Raw genomic sequence first — 19,837 nt, 5'->3', positions numbered from 1 at the left:
GGAAGTTATTGCAGGAGGTCGAGCAGCTTCTTGAGTAACAGGGGAGAGGAGGCGCGCCCGTTCGCAGGGAAGGGGTAACGGTACAGAGGTTGCCCATAGGACAGCCACTTAAAAAGCTACTCCAGCACCCTCACCAGTCACCCACAGGCTTCTTGCGGCCCGCCCGCGCGTAATCCACGTAGATCTCGCTGCTGTCGACGGTGCGGTGTCGCAAATGGTCCCGTACGGCCAGCAGATCTCCACTCTCGCTGTAGATCCGGGTGCCCGCGCTGTGGCGCAGGCCGTGAACCTCGCGGCCCCCGTAGCGTACGCCTGCCTCCTGACACAGCCGCTTCAGCGCATTCTCCACGCTCTGACGGGTGTGGATGGTCAGCACCCGGGGGCCGTAATTGGGCGTCGCAGCTAGCCACGTGCGTAGCGCCTTGACCGCAGTAGGGGAGAGCGCCACCTCCTGGCGGCGCTGCCTCTTGCCGGTCACGGTCAGGTACGGCTCGGGCGCATCCAGGTGCAAGTCCTTTCTGAGCAGTGTCGTCATCTCCGTCGCTCTCAGCCCCACGTGCGCGCCAAGCACGACGATCACCGCGTCCTGGACTCCCGCATGCCGCAGCAGCAATGCCACATCCTCGGTGGAGTAGGGCTTGCGCTTTTCCCACCGGGGCACCGGATCGCTGGCGGCCCGCACGTCCAGGAAGGGCGCGGCCTCGCAGGCTCCTGTCCAGCGCAGAGCGGCGTACAAGGCCTTGCCGGCGCTCAAGCGCACGCGCACGCTGCTGGGGGCCAGGCCTGCGCCTTCCAGATGCCGGACGTACCGGAACCCGGCATTCGGCCCAGGACGGAGCAGGCTGATACCCGCCGGACCTGCCCAAGCCAGAAAGGTGTCGAGGCCTATACGGTACGCCTCCAGGGTGTTGACGCTCACGCGCGCGCCTCGGCCGCCGCGCGTCACTAAATAAGCCTCGAGCAGCGCCCACAGCCCCTCGACGTCTATGTCGCGGGCTGCCCGCAACGCGGACTTCTTCAGGCTGTCGGAATCTAGGTGCGCCACCCGGTCGGCGCGCCCCTGAAGGTCGAGGTTGGCAGCCATCAGCTCCAGGCTCATGGCTGCATAGTACACGGCCCTATTCGAAGGCAACTGCCAATAGTTGTGGTTGCCTTAACTTGGTCTGGGGTAGGCAAAGACCAGGAGTGGCCTGAAGTTTAAGCCACTCCTGCTCCAATTTCACGCCAGGTCTGAAAGGCCTGCTTCTGAAGGGTTCGTTGGGTGTAGGAAGGAACGGTGATCCGCATGTGCTGGTGAAGGTGGGTCGTTCGAGCATGCAGATTCAGAAACTCCTAAGCGCTCCTGAGGCCTGAATCCAAGGTGACTCCGTTTCTGTTGTCGTGTGGGCCGGTAAGACTGCTCGGTCAGGTAGTTGCAGCGGGCGGTAGCAGCGACTTCGCTCCTCAGTTGGGCGGTGTGCAGGGCCTCTGGAACGTTGTATTTCCTCAGCAAACGGGTCAAGAAAGACTTTGCGGCGTGAGGATCGCGTTGCGCCTGCAGAACGATATCGAGCACAGTAACGTATTAATCTACGGCTCTCCACAGCCAATGAGTCACCTCACTGACTTTCACGCAGACCTCGTCTAGGAACCGGCGGGAACAGAGGCAGGGATCAAGGTGCTGTAGCTTCTCAGTTTGCAGGGGAGCGAACTTAATGCAGCCATAGCGCGTACATAGCGCGTATCAGATGATGGTCATCGGGAAACGGTGGCGGTAGGGATTGGCGTCGGTCACAGACGATCAGCGTGCACGAGGTCTCCCATGCGGCTCAAGGGGCGATCCGCAGGAAGTGAACACACTTTGAAATGCTCGGTTAGATCGATAGCGTAGAGGACGACAGGTCTCGTTAGCTAGAGGCTAGGGAACAGGAGAGTTCCAAAATAAGAGGGACGACTCTGCTGAGGGCAAAATAAAGGCATGAACTGCCGTGCATACCCAGCGATGTGGACGACGATGAGAGTGCCCCGTTTGCGGTGCCAGCCAATTTGCAACTTTCAGCTTACTTCAGCCCGCCTGTTCCAGGCGGGCAAATGCACTCGGTGGCCAGACACCGAGTGCGGTGTACGGACGAATCTGGTTGTAATCGATTCTCCAGGCCGACAAGATGACGCGGGCCTATTCCAGGCTCTGGAACCATTGCAGATTCGAGCACTCATCCCTCAGTCGCCCGTTGAAGCTCTCGATATACGTGTTTTCCACTGGTTTTCCAGAGCGGGTGAACAGGTAAGTAATCCCGGTTTCGTGCGTCCAGAGATCCAAGGCCTTTCCCACAAATTCCGGTCCGTTATCGGTGATGATTGCCTGCGGCCGACCTCGGAATCGGACCACCGCTGCCAACTCGCGAACGACGTCGTGACCCGTGATGGAGACCCCCACGTGCATCGCCAGACACTCGCGGGTGAAATGATCCACTACGTTCAGCACCCGAAATCGCTGTCCTGAAGCCAACTGGTCCGACATGAAGTCCAGACTCCAGCGCTGATTTGCAGCAGAAACCACGGGTTTTTTCTGACGCTCACCCATGGCGAGCTTCCGGCGCACTTTCCAGCGTACAGCGAGACTTTCGGCGCGATACACCCGCCCCAGATTGATGGGCAGTTCATCGCGCTTCAGGAAGAGGTGCAACCGGCGGTACCCGAAGCGAGGTCGTTCCGAGGCCAGAGCGCGAAGACGCTCGATCAGCACCAGGTCTTTCACTCTTTTGGGGGTGGTTCTGGAAAAGCTCAATGCCCGACAGGCCCGTCGCTCACTGGTGTTGAACGTCCCCTTGAGGACGGAAATCATCTGTTTTTTGAGCGGCGTTTGCGCCTGGGACGACGTCCCAGGCCCTACCACTTTCGCCCCACATCCTTGAGCATGGCGTTGTGCAGTGACAGATCGGCGACGAGCTTCTTCAGCCGACTGTTTTCATCTTCCAGCTGCCGACATTTTCGGGTGTCGTCTCTGGACAGGCCACCGTATTTTGCCTTCTAGCGGTAGATCGTCGTCATCGCAACCCCATGGAGTCGCGTCAGATTCGTGATGGCGGTGCCCGCTTCGAGCTATCCAACGATGTCGAGGATCTGCTGCTCGGTATACCGTTTTCCCTTCATGCGTCTTCCAGTGTGCCCCTGAATTTGCACTCAGGTTGGCACTGGAAACGGGGGGAGGGTCAGCAACCTGTCCTACCAGAAATCAGGGCCGGAACTCCAGCCCGGAAAGTATCGGGTACTGAGGTCACCCCAGCCTAATAATTTGCCACTATCACTGGAGGACAGGTCGGACGAGGTGACGGCGAGAAGGCCCTATCACTTAAGACGGGGAAGGAGAGCAAACGCTATTTGAGCGAGATCCTCCAGAGTTAGAGTCCGCGATACCACCGCAGCGCAAGCACATGGACCCCGATGCATCGCCCCAAAGTAAGCCCGTCCTCGATAGCCGCACGGAAATGAATTCCGCCGTATAGGCGTGAGAGGGCAGCCTCGCTTGCAGCCTGCCTGAATGATGTAAAGCTTCGGGCTGGAAGACTGCGCGTTTCGTGAGTGTGGTCAGTAAAGGCTCGAGTTGGCCCGAAAAGGTCAGTAAGCACCTCGGCCGCCGCCGCCGATTGCACTGAATGCCCGCTGGGGTACTCCGGGAAAGGGGGTGTGTTCAATAGGGGTAACCAGTCTGCATCCTTAACCCTCTGTATGTAAGTGACAGGACGGAGCAGGTCGTAGTCGTACTTAGCTCGCCAGCAGGCAATAAAGGCGTCTGTTACCGCGATACCGAGCTTGGCATACGCTTCGACTGCCATGCCGAGTGGCACTCGCTGCTCTTTCAAGATCTGCGTGAGCAGTGCAATCCAGTGCCCTGCAGGTGTAGCTGTCTGACCCGGATCGTCCGACCAAAAGAGTGCTATTTCACGTTGCTCAGGCGTGAGAGTACGACTCACAGCGTATACCTCCAACGCCTGAGTGTGGAATGCACTCTCCTCCGCTTCGTTGTAGGGGGGGGGACCAGGTATGCGGCAATCGGCAGAGGTCGTCGGGACGAACAGCTGGTTGTGCCCCCATCCAGGTAGAAGTGGTCCAGCGTGCCCAGGGGCAGTAGATTGCCAGCTCCCGGAAGCGCTTGAGGGCGTGTAAATGCTCGTATTCTTTGCGCCATCTTCGAGTGACCATGTGTAAATTGCATCAGCTAAAACTCTGCCGTGTTGCGCTGATCTCTCGAACGTCGCTTCATCCACAAAACGACGGTGGACGGTCTGCATGTGGGCATCGAGAACTGCAATTTTAGCTGATTGCTCTGGTCCAGCGGACGTGAAGAAGCGCCCCATTAAGTGGGCGAGCGCGCTGTTCGCCACCGTAGACCAATGGTAGGTCTGGCCTAAATTAGGCTGTGGCAAGGTGTTCAGCCTGGGGAGTTGCCCCACCAGCGAGCTACGCTCGGGCAGGGAGGGAACCACAGCCTCATACATCAGAACTCCCAAGTAACCGAAGACGCGCGACGCGACGGGCGGGGAGAAACCGGGGGTTTTCTGCACTAATTCCAAAGCGAGGGACATCCAAGCGGTGGCGACAGTGGCATCAGGTTTCTCTAAAGCGACTGTCGCGGCAAGCACTGGGGTGGTGGCAAGTGGAAGCATGCAGATAAGCAGCAAACGTCGTAGTACAAGGAAGAGCCGCCGTGGGTGGGGTCTTTTCAACATACTGCCTCGAGAAGGGTGGAAGATTGGGCCAGGTCACCAGAGGGTGCCAAGAACGAGTTCCAACTTTAGAGCTTCAGTTTGTTATTTGCGTAAAAGCTACAGCTGTACGGTCTTTTCCAATGATGGACTCTTCGCCTCAGGTCCAACTATGAGCACGTTTTACACGTTGTACTGCTCTGCTGACGGAGGGGTCTCACGATCACGTCAAATCATGCTGTCGATCTTCTGCTGTCCTACAAAGGCTTTTCAGCTTTTATGTTCGCTCCCAACAAAAATTTGTACTCTTATTTAAATAGTCATCTTGGCACCCTCTAAGGGCCTACACGTGATGTAGAGCTCTAATTATAGCTGGTCCGTTGGTTCGTTGCCTCTGTACCGGACAACTTGACTTCAAGCCGCGCCTGGCGCATGAAATGGAGTACTCAGCAGCCTGATCAGTGTGGGTAGCTCGGGCAGTCCCTATCGCAGCGCATGGCCGAGCCGTTCCACGCCTTACCGCTCCTGGTCGGCGTCGATATACGGCCATATGTAGGGCCGCCGTGACCAACACGGTTTCCAAGCGTTCATGCATGGCCCACCCCACAATTTTGCGCGAGTACAGATCCATGACGGTCGCCAGGTAAAGCCAGCCGTCCGTATACGGTAGGTACGTGATGTCCGTGACCCATTTCTGGTTCGGTGCGGAGGCCTGAAAGTTACGGTTCAGGATGTTCTCGGCCACTGAATACGAATGCTTCGATTGCGTCGTGGTGCGAAAGTTTCGCTTACAGCGAACCCTGAGGTTCGCTGAACCCATTAGACGCCCAATTCGGCGGCGACTGACCTGCAACCCGTCCTCTTCAGCAAGGCCGGCCTTGAGCCGAAAGGTGCTATAGGTTTCCCGGCTCCGGTCAAAGTAGAACTTGATTTTGTTGGTCAGCCTGGCCTCCTCCTGACACCGCGCACTGTCCAGCCTTCCCCCAGGCGTAATACCCGCTCAGACTGACTTCCAAGAACTGGCACATCCGGTTGACTGTGAATTCGTGCCGGTGTTCAGTAATGAACTGGAAGATCAGGGCTGTTTGGCGAAGAAGGCCAGCGTCTTTTTCAGGATGTCGCGCTCCTGACGGGTGACGTCAAGCTCTCGTGCGAGCGCTCTTAGGCGGGCTTCCTAAGCACTGAGCGCGGCGTTGCCGCGCCCAGTGAACATTGGGCGGCCGCCCCACTCCTGCTTGTTGTGCTGCTATCGCCAGCCGACGACGTAATGAGGGGGAAGCCCGAGGTCACACGTGACCTCAGCACAGCTCTTACTAGTCGTTTTGACGAGCGGGACGGCTTCCTGCTTGAATTGAGATGTGTAGATTTCTCTAGCCTTGAGCGTGATCACCTCGAATGTGGGTCATCCTAACTCTCCCTCCACCGAACCTTAGCAACTTCACAAGGCTCATGACCGAACGGCCATAAGCCTTATGCGGTACGGCTCGGCCATGCGCTGCGGTGGGGACTGCCCGAGCTACCCACACTGATCAGGCTGCTGAGCACTCCATTTCATGCACCAGGCGCGGCTTGAAGTCAAGTTGTCCGGTATAGAGGTCGTGCTCAACTTTACGTAATGTCTTTCTAGGCGCGTATGCTGGAGCATGACTCTACGCATCGTTTCGGCAATGGTAGCGTTAGCACTGGCAAGTTGCTCTCTGGCCGCACCGTGCGAGCCGACGTCGCCAGCAAATGCCGGTTACGTTTGCGATGAAGTACGCCTCATCATACGTAACCAGAACAATACGCAGTTTGTCATCACCGCGCCGCCTAAAGTGGTGATTGTTGATATGTCTGCGTGGGACGCAAGAAGCGTTACAAGGGTCGCTCTTCCACCAATAGTGACCGCCTCATTGCGGACAACGTGGCAGCAGGAGCTCAGGTTGATCACTGACGCGTTGGATGAGACAGATGCTCAATCTCAGGCTGCGCTGTTAAGGTGGGGCTCAAATGTTGAACGCGTCCTTGCCGCGCTGGAACGCCCTCTTTGGCAGGTAGCCGCGTACGCCTGCGATCGGCAAACCTGTACTGTAGGGGGTGGAGCACTAGTGGCCCACATGATGTACGTTGGATTCAACGGGCGTCCAGATGATGTAAATAGCATTCTTAAAGCCGTTCAAGCGGCTCGGGATGCAGTCAAGACTGTCGTCATTCAGAATCAATGCGACGTGCCGGTCGAAGGCATGGTGGCGACCGTGGCAGAAGGCAATGGAACACAATTGGCGAGGTATACCACGTACCGTCTCAACGCGAACACGACTCGATCTTCTCAATTGACGTGGCAGCCAGCTAGGGAACTCCTTGCGCGAGCGAGCTTCGTCGACGCGGCCAACGAGACGACCAACAGACACTTGCAAGACGTAAACGGGCAAGCATTGTCAAGCCCCACGATGCGTGTTTTGACTTTTAACAACTCTACGCTCGGATTCACGCGGCTGTCCACGGCGCCGAACGTAATCATCAAATGCCCAAAATCCAGCTGAGGGAGCGCGCCTCCACCCATGAGGTTCTCCCGGTCGGTCCAGTCTAGAGAGGGTCTACGCCATATTGAGTCATTCTCACAGGACGCGCGATTGAAAAAGCGACTGATAGTAGCTGGCCACTTGACCGTAGCCCGTTCCGGTAGGACAATTACAATTAGGGCAGCACCACGTCTAACGGATTCAGCGTCGCGTATCCGTCTCACACTTTCCGATAGGGACGGGAAAGGAAGAGCATGAGCGAACTTCTACCGCCAGCGACTTTCGAAGTTCACGCTCTAGACGTGGGACGTGAAAAATACGGTGACTGCGTCCTCGTCCGGTTCGGTGACACCTGCGTCCTCGTCGATGGTGGACACGCGAGCGACTTTCAAGGTCAAGGGGACACGCCGTCCATTCCACAGCAACTGCGGGAAGCGGTCGGTGGTGATAGCCCCGTACACGTGAACTTGCTCATCGTGACGCACTGCCATGCGGACCACATCGGGTGTCTCCCGCGCATGGTTGAAGCGGGTGACCTCACCGCCGATGTGGCGCTTGTTGCCGACGAGTACTTGGGATTCGGGCGGACGTTCGATGGCGCGGAACCCGATGCAGTCGATGATCTGTCCTCATCGGCGCTACGCGTGCTCGCTGCTCTGCGGGAAGAGTCGCGCGTAGACTCATCCGATGAGGCCCTGCGAGCGTTCCTGCAGGACGCGGTGACGCTTGAGCAGCGGTACACGCGCATGTTGCAGCGCCTTGCCACACGGGGCACGCGCGTCGTGCGGTACGGTCGAGATGACCACTCGGTTGTGGAAGAGGCCTTCGCAGAGGTGGAGTTGAAAATACTCGGCCCTAGCATCGAGCAACTCCTCACGTGCGCGGAGTTGCTGCAACGCGAGCAGGGAGGCGACGCAGCCGTGCTTGCCCGCCTTTCTGACGCTGGGACCGAAGAACTCGCGTCGTACCGTGCGCTGGTTGAGGAGCGCTTGAGCGACGGTGAGCCATTGGCCGACCGTGTAGCGAGGGGTGCCGTGATCAACAACCAAAGTATCGTCGTGCGGCTCGGTCCGCCCGGCCGGCGCGTGCTGCTGACGGGTGACTTGCAGTTCGCGCGATCGGAAGTACCCTCCATCGACGAAGAGATAGGTGACCTGCTGGAGCGGGTGCTGGCCGACGCACCGTACAAGTTCGTGAAGACTGCCCACCACACGGCTGAGAACGGTTTCGACATTGCTACACTCGAGGCCCTCGCACCCGCTGTGGTTGTCCATACTGGGGGGAGCGATGACCCTAAACACCCCAACGCGAAGGTCCTCGCGCAACTGCGGCAGGCGGACGCGGCGTTCAAATTCGCACGTACCGACCGCAACGGCCGCGTCCGATTCGACGGTGACTCTGTAACTGTAGAGCGCGGACGCGTCGACGACTTCACTCCAAATTCGAGCGACGAACCGCAGTTCAATTCGACCTCCCCGCAGGAGGTGCACGTCCACGTTGATGTACCGAGTGGCGTCTCGACGGTACACATCCACGTGCACTTCGGTGAAAGCAGCGAACCCGCCGCCGGACGAACGTCGATCGCAGCGGATCCGCCGAGCGCGCCTCACCGAGAAGAGTTGGCGCAAGGTCGCGCGCTTCCGCACCTCATGTTCGTGACGAACCCCAGCAAACTCGAGCGGCGTGTGGGAGTGGAGGCGACGACTCGGGCAATGCGGCTCGTCGAATCGGCTGGGCATACCTTGCTGCGTGTTGGGAGTTTTGACGAGGCCATCACAGCGTTACGCGCGCACCATGACGTGAAGGGGGTCGTCCTCCTCGGCGGATACGAAGTGCTGCCTGCCAAGCGCGTGGACGTTCTCAGCGACCGCTTGCGCGCCGATCGACGCCTCGACCCGCGCGACGACGAAGACCAGTTCATCGTGTGGTCCGACGATCCGTACGGCGACCTCGACGGAGATGGGCTGCCGAGCGTTCCTGTCTCACGTGTCCCGGACGGTGGCGACGCCGCGACGCTGCTCGGCGCTCTTCTAGGGGCTCCCGTCGGTGGCGCGGAAAAATTCGGTGTGCGTAATGCCGCGCGTCCATTCGCAAACGCCATCTGGCAGAGCATTCCCGGGCAGCTCCCTCTGCTTGCAAGCCGACCGACAGAGGCGAGACACATTCGAAGTGCGAACGTGAACGCGAGCCTCGCGTACTTCATGCTGCACGGCAGCGATCGAGACACGACGCGCTTCTGGGGTGAAGCGGGCGGCGAGGTGCTCGAGGCGTTTAACGCAGCCCTCGTGCCCGACACGTTCGGGGGGGTGGTGTTCACCGGATGTTGTTACGGCGCGTTGATCGCGCAGCGGCGTGCACTTGAAACGCAAGGTGGCGTCGCGGACCTGCCGGCCGATCGTTCGATCGCCCTACGGTTCTTACGGGCGGGTGCGCGTGCCTTCGTAGGCTGCACGGGCACGCACTATTCGCCAGGTGAACGGCAGCTCGCGTACGGCGGGCCAATGCACCTGGCATTCATGCGGCGCCACCTTGATGAGCGACTCGCGCCTGCAGAGGCGTTGTTCCACGCACGGGGCGATTACCTTGCGGGGATTCCGTACGTGGACGGCGACGACGTGTTCGACCGCGCCGTGGAGCGCAAGATTTGGAGTCAGTTCACCTGTTTAGGACTCGGGTGGTAGTGCATACTACGGCTAGGAGGTGCGTCAATGTCTGACAACAAGCGCGAAGCGGAAGCAGTAGTCTCCCGGTCAATGCCTGGGTGGCGCGTCGTTTCAGAACGCCCGACGAGCGACACACCACGCCAGGCGGACGTGGCGTTGCCGAGCATGGCGACGTTGCGTACGAAGTACCTCGGCGCGCCGTCGCCTCGCCCGAGTGACTCGAGTGGCGATGGCACGGTGACCCAGGTCGTTACGGTCGAAAGTGACGTGAGCAGCGACGGTGAGGTACGAAAGCTGCGTGAACGCGTCGGCGTTCGAGGCGGCAAGGTTCGCTGGAAGACCGGCTGAACTTCAAGCGAACGGGGAACGCGTTTAACCGCGCGTTCCCCATTCGAATGTCGTCACAACAGTGCGGGAGCTGTGCGCCACCTCACGCCATCTCGTGCAGGCGCGTCTTCTGCTGCGCTCGTGGTGGTCAAGGCTGAGCGCATCGATTGGACCGCAAAGACCGCCATGCCGACAGCGATGACTCCCAGCGCAACTTTCAAAGCGGTTTCGCCGTCGTTCGCCGCCGATGCGTCCACGCCAAGTGACCGTACGATTCCCGAAAGCCGTGAAGCCAGGAGGAACGCCACCGTCAAAGCGAGCGTCGCGGCGGCGATGGTGATGCCCGAAGCGAGCAAAAAGGCGAAGCGAGGCGCGGACCCATTACGCACGAACGCGCCGTACACGAGTGGCGCGAACGCCAGCAATGCCACGACAAGCGCTCCGACAATGAGCAGCTGAACTTTATTCGCCGGGTCGAGCGCCAACTGTCCGACAATGGCTGAAAGGAGCGTGCTGATGAACGTGAAGCTCGTCAGCCAGGAATCCCCACTTCTCACCTCAGCCGCTTGCATACCGCCTGCTCTCGCGGGTGTCGTCGTCGCGACGAGAATGACAAGCAGTAGGGCCGCGAGAGGTGGAACCCAGTACAGCGAAGGTGAGCTGCTCAACACGGCCGCCTGCGCATGTACGGTCGTGGGCATGGTGCTGAGCAGCACGACTTCCTCTCCACCCGTTGGAGTGTACGAGAGGCGCGTGACGAGTTGGGCACGTAGGGTCGTCGCGCCGTTCACGTAATTCGCCTCCGGAACCGTCAACTTCACAGGAACGACCCGCACGGATTGCTTGGGAACTTCCTTGCTGGACACGAGGGAAAGGTCGAGGTTCTCGCCGACCAACCTGATCGTTGCAGTCAGTGGCACCGCTTGATCGTTGTTGATGGTCACTGTGACCAGTCCGCCCTGGTAGACTTCCGCCGTTTTCGGATCGGTCACCGTTGGGGCTGCGAACGCGACGCTCACCGCCGCAAGGACACCGAGCCACGTCCCCTTGAGCCATTCTTTGCGCATTTCTGACCTCCTTGAATGAGGGGGTGAAGGGGTTTTACGAGTCCACGAGTCTACTGGCAAGCCAGGCGAGTACTTGCGGATTCGTGGAGAAGCCGCCGTGCGAGTACTGCTCGATGACTTGTCCGTCGACGATGCCGGGCACCCAGGACACCTGTTGAAACAGGTCGTGTACATCATGTGGCACCGGAGCTTCCCAAAACTTCTGCATGCCGAGTATTGGAAACGCGGGCTGGTCTTCGAGGGCATTGGAGATGAGGTAGAGCAGGGTGCGCGGGTACAACGTCCCAAGCAGAGGAGAGAGTTCGTCAATTTCTTCGCGTTCCTCAGCGTCAGTGAGGCCCATCAGAAGCGCCTGGGTCCATACCGTACCTTGCCAACGGTGCACACGACGGAAAGACGCTAGCGAGTTTGCAGGAGCGAGCAACGCGACCGTGTCGACGTGCAAGTCGTTACCGGTTTCCCCGGCGCACGCGAGGTACGCTTCGACCCAGATCCCACCGAGGCTGTGGCCAATCAAGGAGACGCGTGCGTCAGGCTGGATGTGACGTACGCGCTGTACGGAGGCCACGATCGCCGCACCGGGATGTGGCGGTGCGAATGCGGCGTGGACACGTCGCTTCATTTCTCGCCATGCGGAGACCGGCGGTAGTTGGAAGCGCCGAACGACTTCTTCGACGAGGTATGCATCGAACTCGTTGCGACTCGCAGGCACTGGGCTCGCACTGTCGCGTCGCACTCGCCCTTTGACGACTACTCGCGCCGCTGCGCGCCTTTGCACGGCTCTTGCTACCTCGAGGAGGGCAGCTGCGACCTGTGGCTCAGGCAGTTGCAATAGTTTATTTGCGACCTCATCCACGATGCTGTCGGTAAGCGAGCGACTCTGAAGGCGGCCATGCAGCTCACGTGCGCGCTTAACTGCGACCTGGCTCGCATCCTCACGCACTTCGGGTGAGCCATCGTGTTCAGGCAGGGCGCTCGCGTCCTGCAAGGCACTCAACACGCTCGTTACGGCGCGGGCGAGCCACGTGAACGCGCGGGAGTTCGAGAGCTGATCGAGCGTTTCGAAAAGACCCGTGCGATTCAGGAAGCTGACATGGCAGATGTTAGGAGCGTTTGCAAACAAGCGCTGCTCAATGGTGTCGATAATGCTGTTTCCGACGGCTTCGCTGACGAGTCCGCCGTGGGCGTATACCACGATGTGCGGTGGCTCGGACGCTTGAGCGACGTGGCTTTCCCAAGCGAGAAGTTCGTTGTGGTCGCGTCGATCATGCCACCCGCCGTCGTCACCGAGGCGAACGCGAATGTTGTTTGAAGCTGTCGGTGAAAGTGTCACGATAACTCCTACGCGCGATACGATGCTCAAACAGGAACATCAAGCGGGCGGGAACGGAGTCTTCAGTATCTGACGCGTCGGTAGAAATGTCGCGGTTCGTCTCGCAACTACCCTCTCACATACTGATACGTTCGCCGTATAGCTTGAGAAAAACTCCTTTGTCAATCGAGAATACCAAGAGCCGTATACAACCAGGGGTTGAGTTTGCGGCAGATGCCGTTTAAGACTTAGGATAGGGGGCAACAGTGTACCCGATTCATAATAATTGAGGCAATGCGGATGCATATCGTCTTTATTACTATTTAGATTTAATAAGAGGGCTATTTGAAAAAGAGAACAACATTCTGTTGATCTACTCCCCATAATCGGATCTTAAAATGATTGAAGGAGTCTAGCACACTCAGGGAACACGTTCCCAGGATGATCAGCATCTGTGAAGTGTAAGAAGTTGCCATTATAAACGAGTAATCTCAGCAGATACATGGCTGAGACGCGATATGTTTAGTGCCCGTCATATCTCAAAGTGACAAAATCCTGCTACAGGCTGTCTTTATAACGGGCAATCTTTATGTCATTATTAGTACCTACACGTCCAAAACCCACAGTGACTATCTTATTATCAGCCGTAACTTTGGCAGAGCAAGTCACAAAGTCGCTGGAGGTAATCAAGCCCGACGATCCAAAGCTGGTATCAAGCCGACCATTACTATTCAATCTAACAATCATCTGATTACGACTCTCTCCGTCTTCGATCTCACCAGCAACGACTACCTTACCATTGCTTTGAAGCCCAACTGTGTATGCATAAGATTTCAAATTATTAATCAAAGGAGCCGCTATTCCCTGAAAGCCAAATGATCTGTCTAGCCGTCCATCTTCGAGTAATCGCAAAACAGAGATCTTGCTCCCCATACTACTTTCTGCAAATCCCGCAATAACAATCTTACCATCTTTCAGTAATACCAACTGATCAGCAGTATCGTTAGAAATATTGAATCTTGCAATTCCATCCTTTCCAAACATCTTATTCAAAGTGCCATCATTATTGTATTTTAGCACCGTAAAGTCGGTGTCAGTACCATTAAAACTCTTACCCGCTACAATTATAGCATTGTTGCTTAATACATCGACGGCACTAGCTTCATCAAATCCACTACTAACTGCAGTTAAAACGATACCTTGCTTGCCAAATGATTTATCAATTAATCCCTTAGAGTCATATCTAGTAACAAGAATATCCCTGTCATTGCCATTATTACTCCCGCCTACTACTATAATTTTACCGTCTTTCTGAATGGCTACATCAATTCCATAGTCTTCCTTCGGGCCAACATTAGTAGTAATAACTCCATTTTTCCCAAAGCTTTTGTCAATAGTACCATCCTTATTATAACGAACAAGCGCCACATTATCCGCAGTGCCATTCCTACTGCCATAGCCTCGTACTGTACTTGCATATCCAATAACAACTATTTTTCCATCTTGTTGTAGAGCTATGTCCATAGCAATGTCGTCACCGGGGCCAACACTAGTTACGCTTATTCCAGATGAACCGAATGAAGTATCAAGGACGCCCGAGGGAAGATATCTTGCTACAAAAAAATCGAAATCTGAGCCATTGTCGGTTTGTCCAGCAACATATATTAAACCTTCAGGGTCAATATATGTTGCGTTGCCACGGTCATCTCCTGATTCATCGCCTGAGATCGCAAGTGCACCTTTTGATCTATTATCTGACTTACTTAGTGCTGTGACCGTGAGTCCTCCTTTACCAAAGGTGGTATCAAGGTAGGATGACGGCGCCTGTACTTGCGCAATACTCTGAACCCAAAGAGTAGAGAATAAAACTGTTATATATAACAGTTTACCATTGGTTATAGTACCTGGCTTACTGTAAATCATGTTTGTCATCTATATCCACTCCTTCCCAAAAGCGATATACACTTCACCAAGCTATTGGTTTAGATACGCTGCTCGCCTTTTAAGCGAGTTGGAATAGCCGACTTAACAATGTTTATCTCATATTTATCACAAATTAACAACTTTGTCAATGTTGAAAAAAGAGCTAATTTGGCATGGTTGTCCAGTACGGATGACGTCATGGACAAGACTGGCTTTGCCAAGTATCTCCGAATAGGGGTGAGTAAATAGATCTGCGGTGCCTAGAGATCATCCGGAAATCCTACGCAACAGGATGAGGATGCAGGCGAGCTGGACAAAGCCGAGGAAGTTCTGAGCTTTGCGTTCGTCGCGGGTACGGACCCGCCGGAAAGACTGCAACCAGGCAATGGTCCGCTCGACCTTCCAGCGCCGCTTGTAACGGCGCAAGGGGCGTCCGTCTTGCGTTTTCCGCTTCCTGTTCTTGCGCTTGGGAGCAATCATCTCGACGCCCAGTGCAGCCAGCTCGGCGTCCAAGGGGTCACTGTCGTAAGCCTTGTCCCCGATCAAGCGTTTTGGGAAGTCCATACCGAAGGACGCCTCCAGGGTGGCGTGAACCAAGGTCACTTCACCTGGACTGGCACTCTCCGTGTGGACCGCGAGCGGCAGACCGCTCGCATCCACCATCAGCATGATTTTGGTGCCCTTGCCCTTCTTGGTGGGCCCGACATCGGCGCCCCCTTTTTGGCGGCACTGAAAGTGCCGTCAATAACGCTTCTCGCAGGTCCAGCAGTTCCTGCTCTTCCAACAGCTCGTACAGCTGTCCAAGAATGTTCGGAAACACCCCGCGCTCATTCCACTCCTGAAAACGCTTGAAGCAGGTGGACTTGGAGGGAGAGTCCGATCGGGGAAGGCGCGTCCACTGCGCCCCTGTCCGCAGGACCCACAGGATGCCTTCCAGCAACTCTTTGTCAGCCCGACGTAGTCGTCCACGTCGGGTCTTCTTTTCGGGGAGAGAAAGCAGGGGGGCCAGGATCGACCATTGCTCGTCTGTCAATCGCACCTTTTTATCGTGTCAGCCGTATCCCAACACCACCGTGACCAATTTCCGGATAGTCTCTAGCAGTCACCATGACGAAGACGATGTCCACGACACACTGCAGCGTGTCGTGGCGTAGAAAGGGCGCGCAGGCTTTGAAGTGGCGGGTGAGTTCGGTACGCTGGAGGTCGGCGGGTCTTGGCTTGGTCACACACCCAAGACATCGCCATTTGTCGTGTTCGTTCGCAACCAGTCATACGTTTAGGGGCTTGCCGTCTAGCACAGCATCAATGTGGATTTGTCCGATACAGAGGAGCACGACACAAAATTTACTTGTTCATTGCTTCAGCACCTGACACTTTAGGAAATTGATGTTCTAATTACAGAAAATAACGTCCGCAGGAGGTGTGATCTCAACGGCCCAGTGCAACAACGTCACGTTGCAGGACTATCAGTCCACCCGGCGATAGGAGCGAAGTCAGTAGAGAATTAAGAGACGGAGACGTGTTCAGGAATTCCTGAGCTACAGGCCCGCACTACAAATCTTCACCGGCATTTTCGGACGAATGTTCCAGACGTGGCCAGCCGTCGCGGTGAGGCAGGCATCCTTGACCTCCGTTTAAGGCTGCAGGATTGCTTTCTCCTAGGCTGCGACTTTTGCCTAATACCTGTTATGGAAATGAATCTGATCGAGCATTTCGAGGAGTGGATCAATTAGTGCAACTCGCAAAACACAGTTGGCACGACATGAGCAAATTCACGGTATGCTGAGCACGTCCCGGAGGTCACCGAAAACATGACCAAAGGGAACACCCCCCGCGCGGCTGGCAGGCCGTTTTTCGCAGAGGGTGTCCGTGACAGAAAACTAAATTTGTTTTGCGAACTGGGGAGTTCGCAGGCATCGCCCTATGCACAGGATACGCGCCTGAGCATGTCCGGTCAACAGACCAGAAGGCCCTGAGGGGCCAGGAAGGCGTCGGAGCTTCAAGATGAGCATCGATGGATTCGTAATCGCTCAACCCGCTGGCCAGCGCACATTGGCCTTACGGGAGTCCTACCTAGCGATTTGTGATGGGGACGCCTGCGAGGCGCACCTGCTCAATGCCCAGGAGCGCTGGTACGCCTATAAACTCAAGATCCGCAATGAGGCCCGCGGCCGCAACAAGAGCGCCCGTCAGGGTGCGGTGGCCCCCGACGCCGATGAAGCCCTGTGGGTGCGCATGAGCGCCACCCAGTGGGCCGAAGAACTGCTGGGCATCTACAACGAGAAGACGATTCGCACCAAACTCGCCAGTCTGGTTGAGCGCGGCCTTGTCACCACCAGGGCAAACCCGACAAGAGGCTGGGACCGAACCCCACAGTGGCTGTTCAATAGGGCCACAGTGCAGGAGGCAGTCAACCAGTGGGAGGCCTCTCGCCCAGTTCCAGACCTCGATCCGAGCGAGGCAGACGCTGAGGAAAATAGTGTTGGGAAGCACTTGGAAGATGAGGTAGAGAGCATTCGGAAAAATGTCCGAATGCAGTCGGACAAAGTTCCGAATGGAGGCGGACAAAGTTCCGAGTCCATTCGGACAAATGTCCGTAGCAATAACACAGGAATCCTTAACAGGGATCTTTTACAGGAATCCCCTACAGGTGTAAGTCACGTAACTAAAAACGCGCGCGAGAAAATTTCGCCTGCCACGCCAGTGGACGAGCAGAGCTTGGCAGCTCACACCACTTCTAAAGCTTCGCTTTTAAAAGAGCCAGAGACCATGAGCCAACCCAGGGCAAGCGTGGCCGTGTTGCCGCCTGACGGCGGGGCCGCTGGCACGGCCATCACGGACTCTGAATTGGAATTTCTGTTTGGCGCCGATGTCGAAGGCCTCCAGGAGACGCAACAAGTCAAATCTGGGAAAGAGGTTCCGGGCGGCGCGGCAGGTCTCGTGACCCAGCCGGTGGGACGCGGCAATGCCCTGCATCCGGTGGACCGGGAGAAGTTGTTGGAGCGCCCGCTGGCGCTGCCCGCAGACATCACGTACCGCTTGGTCAAAAGCCTGATCGGGGGCAACAAGGCAATCGACGATGGCATTCTCGACACCCTGACGCCGGCAGGAGCGCTGCCCCGCCGCGACTGGCTACGCCTGACCGAGGAGGAACTGATCGGGGCCCGTCGGGTGGCTCAGGCCGAGGCGCAAGCGGAGAAACTCAACTTCTATACCTGTGCGATCCGGGCACTGGATGTGCTGATCGGGGCGCCCGTTGGGCAGACTGGTCAGCGTGGGGCACTTACGAATGCTGTGGTGGCCAACGCTGGCTGTCACGCGGCGGCGCCGCACTTCGAGGAGACGGACCGGAGCGGGGACGTCGGCAAATTCGATGCGGGGGCCGACTGGATCCGCAAGGCGGACGGCGAGGTGGTCACCATCGAGCGGACGGAACTGGTCAAGCGGCGCAGTACAGAAGGACTGGTTTACCATCTGAGTGATGGACGGAACTGCAACGCCCTGCAACTCATGAACGGGTACGAATTTCAGGGGACGTGAACATGACCAGGCTAAAAGAGTTTGGCGAATTTTTGCGGGGCAATTGAGGGCGTGGCGAGGGTATGGACAGTGAAATCGAGTGATTCAGGTTCAATCAATTTTGAAGTCTAGGACGTGCCGCACGCCGTCCCGGGTGAAATCCAGCCTACAGAAACTGGCGTGGGCAAAGTCTGGGGGCCAGGACGTCGGCCCGTGGATGTCGTTCAGCCGCACCACAGCAGTGTGCCCCCGGTGAGGCGGCACACTGCCATCAAATTCCCGGATCACCCCTAAATCACCACAGACCCGCTTAGTTGTGCCCGTCTAACAGATCCTAGGTCGTCTGCGCGTTAGCAGCCTTCGACAGGTAACACCCGCCTGCCCCTCCCCCTTCGGCGTACATTCTTTCGCACTCGTTTTTCGTCGACATTACTCAAACTGCCTGAGAACGCCTCGGATGTCATTCATGACGTGTGTATCACTTATCGATTTCTCCTTGGGCACACAGACCGTCAGCAGCATCAGCGCCAGGAGGCTCTACGGCCTGACGTTCATGACTTCACGCTCGCCCAGATGGTTTTGAGGCGCCAAGACGAGTGGGAGCTTAGTTCTCTGGCCTCCACAAAGACCCGTACCATTGCTTCACTTTCACCAATTACAGAGGTGACCCAGCCTCAGCAAGGTGAAGCGTTTCGAACCCTTGGGCGATGTCCGTTACGGCTCTCTGTACGTCTTCCCGACTCGTGTTTTTGCCTAGGCTCATGCGGAAGGTTGAGGAGGCGATCTCTCCCGACAATCCAAGCTCCGTCAACACATACGATGGTTCCAGAGCCCCCGAGTTACAGGCCGAACCGAGACTGAGGCCGAGGTTCGGCAAGTGCATCAGAAGTGCGTCGGCCTCCACGCCCGGCACAGTGACACTGCTGGTATTGGGCAGGCGCTCTGCTCCGCGCCCATTGAAAGAAACCTGGGGCAGCGCCTCGCTTAAGCGCCTTTCGAACTCGTCCCGCAAGCCACGCTGGCGCTCGGCTTCGGCTAGCCCCTCCCCCGCCATCAGTTCGCAGGCGAGGCCAAAGCCCACCAGGGCAGGGACATTCTGCGTTCCTGCCCGCAGCTTGCCTTCCTGCCCGCCCCCTCGAGTCAGCGGGTCAAGCTTGCCCTGCCTGAGCGCACGGCGGGCGAGCAGAGCACCTGCCCCCTTAGGACCATAGATTTTGTGACTGCTCAGGGACAGCAGGTCGGCGGGCAGGCTACGCCAGTCGAGCGCTACGCGACCCACCGCCTGGGTGGCATCGGTGTGGAAGTAAGCCCCCACCGCGCGGGTGAGCGCCCCGATCTCCGCTAGCGGTTGCAGCGTCCCGACCTCACTGTTGGCGGCCTGAATGGAGACTAGCAGTGTGTTAGTGTCCACCAGCTCCACCAGCGCCGCCAGATCCACCTGCCCGTCCCGGTGCACAGGCGCGTACTGCACGTCGAAGCCCAGCACAGCGAGGTCGGCGACAGGCTCCAGCACCGCCTTATGCTCTGTGGGTAAGGTCACGATGCGTTGGCGGCGGTCGCCTTCCCGCAGCGCCGCGCGGGCCACGCCGTAGAGGGCGAGATTGTTACTCTCGGTTGCCCCCGAGGTGAAAATTACGTCCCGCGCACTGGCTCCGAACAGCCCTGCCACCTGCTCCCGCGCCTCTTCGAGAGCGTCCGCTGCCCTCCTTCCCGCCGGGTGAGTGGAACTTGATGGGTTAGCGAAATGTTCGGTGAAGTGGGGCAGCATGACCTCCAACACCCGGGGGTCGCAGGGCGTCGTGGCGTTGTAGTCAAGGTAGATGAATTCGCGCCGAGTCAT

Annotated in this window: 12 protein-coding genes and 1 pseudogene; 4 read left to right on the top strand and 9 right to left on the bottom strand. The window is 57.5% G+C overall.

Annotated elements, in window-relative coordinates; genetic code table 11:
- Positions 1–130 precede the first annotated feature (130 nt).
- The 4 genes from HNQ08_RS23485 to HNQ08_RS28355 all read right to left on the bottom strand — a co-directional run bounded on the left by HNQ08_RS23485 (position 131) and on the right by HNQ08_RS28355 (position 5,661).
- On the bottom strand, positions 131–1,099 hold the full coding sequence (locus HNQ08_RS23485) for a site-specific integrase (RefSeq protein ID WP_184137474.1): 969 nt from the start codon (positions 1,097–1,099) through the stop codon (positions 131–133).
- A 1,056-nt stretch (positions 1,100–2,155) separates the two neighbouring features.
- On the bottom strand, positions 2,156–2,737 hold the full coding sequence (locus HNQ08_RS23475) for a DDE-type integrase/transposase/recombinase (protein ID WP_184137471.1): 582 nt from the start codon (positions 2,735–2,737) through the stop codon (positions 2,156–2,158).
- Between the two features lie 643 nt (positions 2,738–3,380).
- Positions 3,381–3,815: a vanadium-dependent haloperoxidase gene (locus HNQ08_RS28360; protein WP_425321374.1), complete on the bottom strand. Its 435-nt coding sequence runs from the start codon at positions 3,813–3,815 to the stop codon at positions 3,381–3,383.
- A 1,213-nt stretch (positions 3,816–5,028) separates the two neighbouring features.
- The gene (locus tag HNQ08_RS28355) at positions 5,029–5,661 is read right to left on the bottom strand and encodes an IS3 family transposase (protein ID WP_221284439.1); all 633 of its coding nucleotides are present in this window, start codon (positions 5,659–5,661) and stop codon (positions 5,029–5,031) included.
- 667 nt (positions 5,662–6,328) lie between these two features.
- On the opposite strand from HNQ08_RS28355, the gene HNQ08_RS23460 reads away from it, so the two are divergent.
- The 3 genes from HNQ08_RS23460 (at position 6,329) to HNQ08_RS23450 (ending at position 10,197) form a co-directional block, all read left to right on the top strand.
- Complete coding sequence (locus tag HNQ08_RS23460) at positions 6,329–7,207, top strand: hypothetical protein (RefSeq protein ID WP_184137468.1); 879 nt, start codon at positions 6,329–6,331, stop codon at positions 7,205–7,207.
- Between the two features lie 233 nt (positions 7,208–7,440).
- Positions 7,441–9,867 (top strand): MBL fold metallo-hydrolase, encoded by a 2,427-nt coding sequence (locus tag HNQ08_RS23455; RefSeq protein ID WP_229790221.1) that lies wholly within the window; start codon positions 7,441–7,443, stop codon positions 9,865–9,867.
- 27 nt (positions 9,868–9,894) lie between these two features.
- Positions 9,895–10,197 (top strand): hypothetical protein, encoded by a 303-nt coding sequence (locus HNQ08_RS23450; RefSeq protein WP_184137464.1) that lies wholly within the window; start codon positions 9,895–9,897, stop codon positions 10,195–10,197.
- A 53-nt stretch (positions 10,198–10,250) separates the two neighbouring features.
- Here the strand turns inward: HNQ08_RS23450 and HNQ08_RS23445 are convergent, their stop codons facing one another.
- The 4 genes and pseudogenes from HNQ08_RS23445 to HNQ08_RS23430 all read right to left on the bottom strand — a co-directional run bounded on the left by HNQ08_RS23445 (position 10,251) and on the right by HNQ08_RS23430 (position 15,517).
- Positions 10,251–11,243: a hypothetical protein gene (locus HNQ08_RS23445; RefSeq protein WP_184137461.1), complete on the bottom strand. Its 993-nt coding sequence runs from the start codon at positions 11,241–11,243 to the stop codon at positions 10,251–10,253.
- A gap of 34 nt (positions 11,244–11,277) precedes the next feature.
- Entirely contained in the window at positions 11,278–12,576 is a 1,299-nt protein-coding gene (locus tag HNQ08_RS23440; protein ID WP_184137459.1) for a lipase family protein, read from the bottom strand.
- Positions 12,577–13,113: 537 nt separating this feature from the next.
- Positions 13,114–14,487, bottom strand: a complete 1,374-nt coding sequence (locus tag HNQ08_RS23435; RefSeq protein WP_184137457.1) for an NHL repeat-containing protein — start codon at positions 14,485–14,487, stop codon at positions 13,114–13,116.
- Between the two features lie 258 nt (positions 14,488–14,745).
- Positions 14,746–15,517, bottom strand: a pseudogene (locus HNQ08_RS23430) (IS5 family transposase).
- 965 nt (positions 15,518–16,482) lie between these two features.
- Between HNQ08_RS23430 and HNQ08_RS23425 the strand changes: the two are divergent.
- The gene (locus HNQ08_RS23425; RefSeq protein ID WP_184137455.1) at positions 16,483–18,018 is read left to right on the top strand and encodes a hypothetical protein; all 1,536 of its coding nucleotides are present in this window, start codon (positions 16,483–16,485) and stop codon (positions 18,016–18,018) included.
- A 634-nt stretch (positions 18,019–18,652) separates the two neighbouring features.
- Here HNQ08_RS23425 and HNQ08_RS23420 read toward each other — a convergent pair.
- A complete protein-coding gene (locus HNQ08_RS23420) occupies positions 18,653–19,837 on the bottom strand; it encodes a cysteine desulfurase family protein (protein ID WP_184137453.1) in 1,185 nt (394 codons plus the stop codon).

It is taken from the genome of Deinococcus humi, from assembly GCF_014201875.1.
In the GTDB taxonomy this organism is placed as follows: domain Bacteria; phylum Deinococcota; class Deinococci; order Deinococcales; family Deinococcaceae; genus Deinococcus; species Deinococcus humi.
This window is presented reverse-complemented; position numbering and strand designations above follow the sequence as displayed.

Excerpts from the sequence above, each read along its gene's own strand:
- HNQ08_RS23425 (WP_184137455.1), top strand. The coding sequence starts at position 16,483 with ATGAGCATCGATGGATTCGTAATCGCTCAACCCGCTGGCCAGCGCACA.
- HNQ08_RS23435 (WP_184137457.1), bottom strand. The coding sequence starts at position 14,487 with ATGACAAACATGATTTACAGTAAGCCAGGTACTATAACCAATGGTAAA.
- HNQ08_RS23420 (WP_184137453.1), bottom strand. The coding sequence starts at position 19,837 with ATGACTCGGCGCGAATTCATCTACCTTGACTACAACGCCACGACGCCC.
- HNQ08_RS23450 (WP_184137464.1), top strand. The coding sequence starts at position 9,895 with ATGTCTGACAACAAGCGCGAAGCGGAAGCAGTAGTCTCCCGGTCAATG.
- HNQ08_RS28360 (WP_425321374.1), bottom strand. The coding sequence starts at position 3,815 with ATGGCAGTCGAAGCGTATGCCAAGCTCGGTATCGCGGTAACAGACGCC.
- HNQ08_RS23455 (WP_229790221.1), top strand. The coding sequence starts at position 7,441 with ATGAGCGAACTTCTACCGCCAGCGACTTTCGAAGTTCACGCTCTAGAC.
- HNQ08_RS23460 (WP_184137468.1), top strand. The coding sequence starts at position 6,329 with ATGACTCTACGCATCGTTTCGGCAATGGTAGCGTTAGCACTGGCAAGT.
- HNQ08_RS23485 (WP_184137474.1), bottom strand. The coding sequence starts at position 1,099 with ATGAGCCTGGAGCTGATGGCTGCCAACCTCGACCTTCAGGGGCGCGCC.
- HNQ08_RS23445 (WP_184137461.1), bottom strand. The coding sequence starts at position 11,243 with ATGCGCAAAGAATGGCTCAAGGGGACGTGGCTCGGTGTCCTTGCGGCG.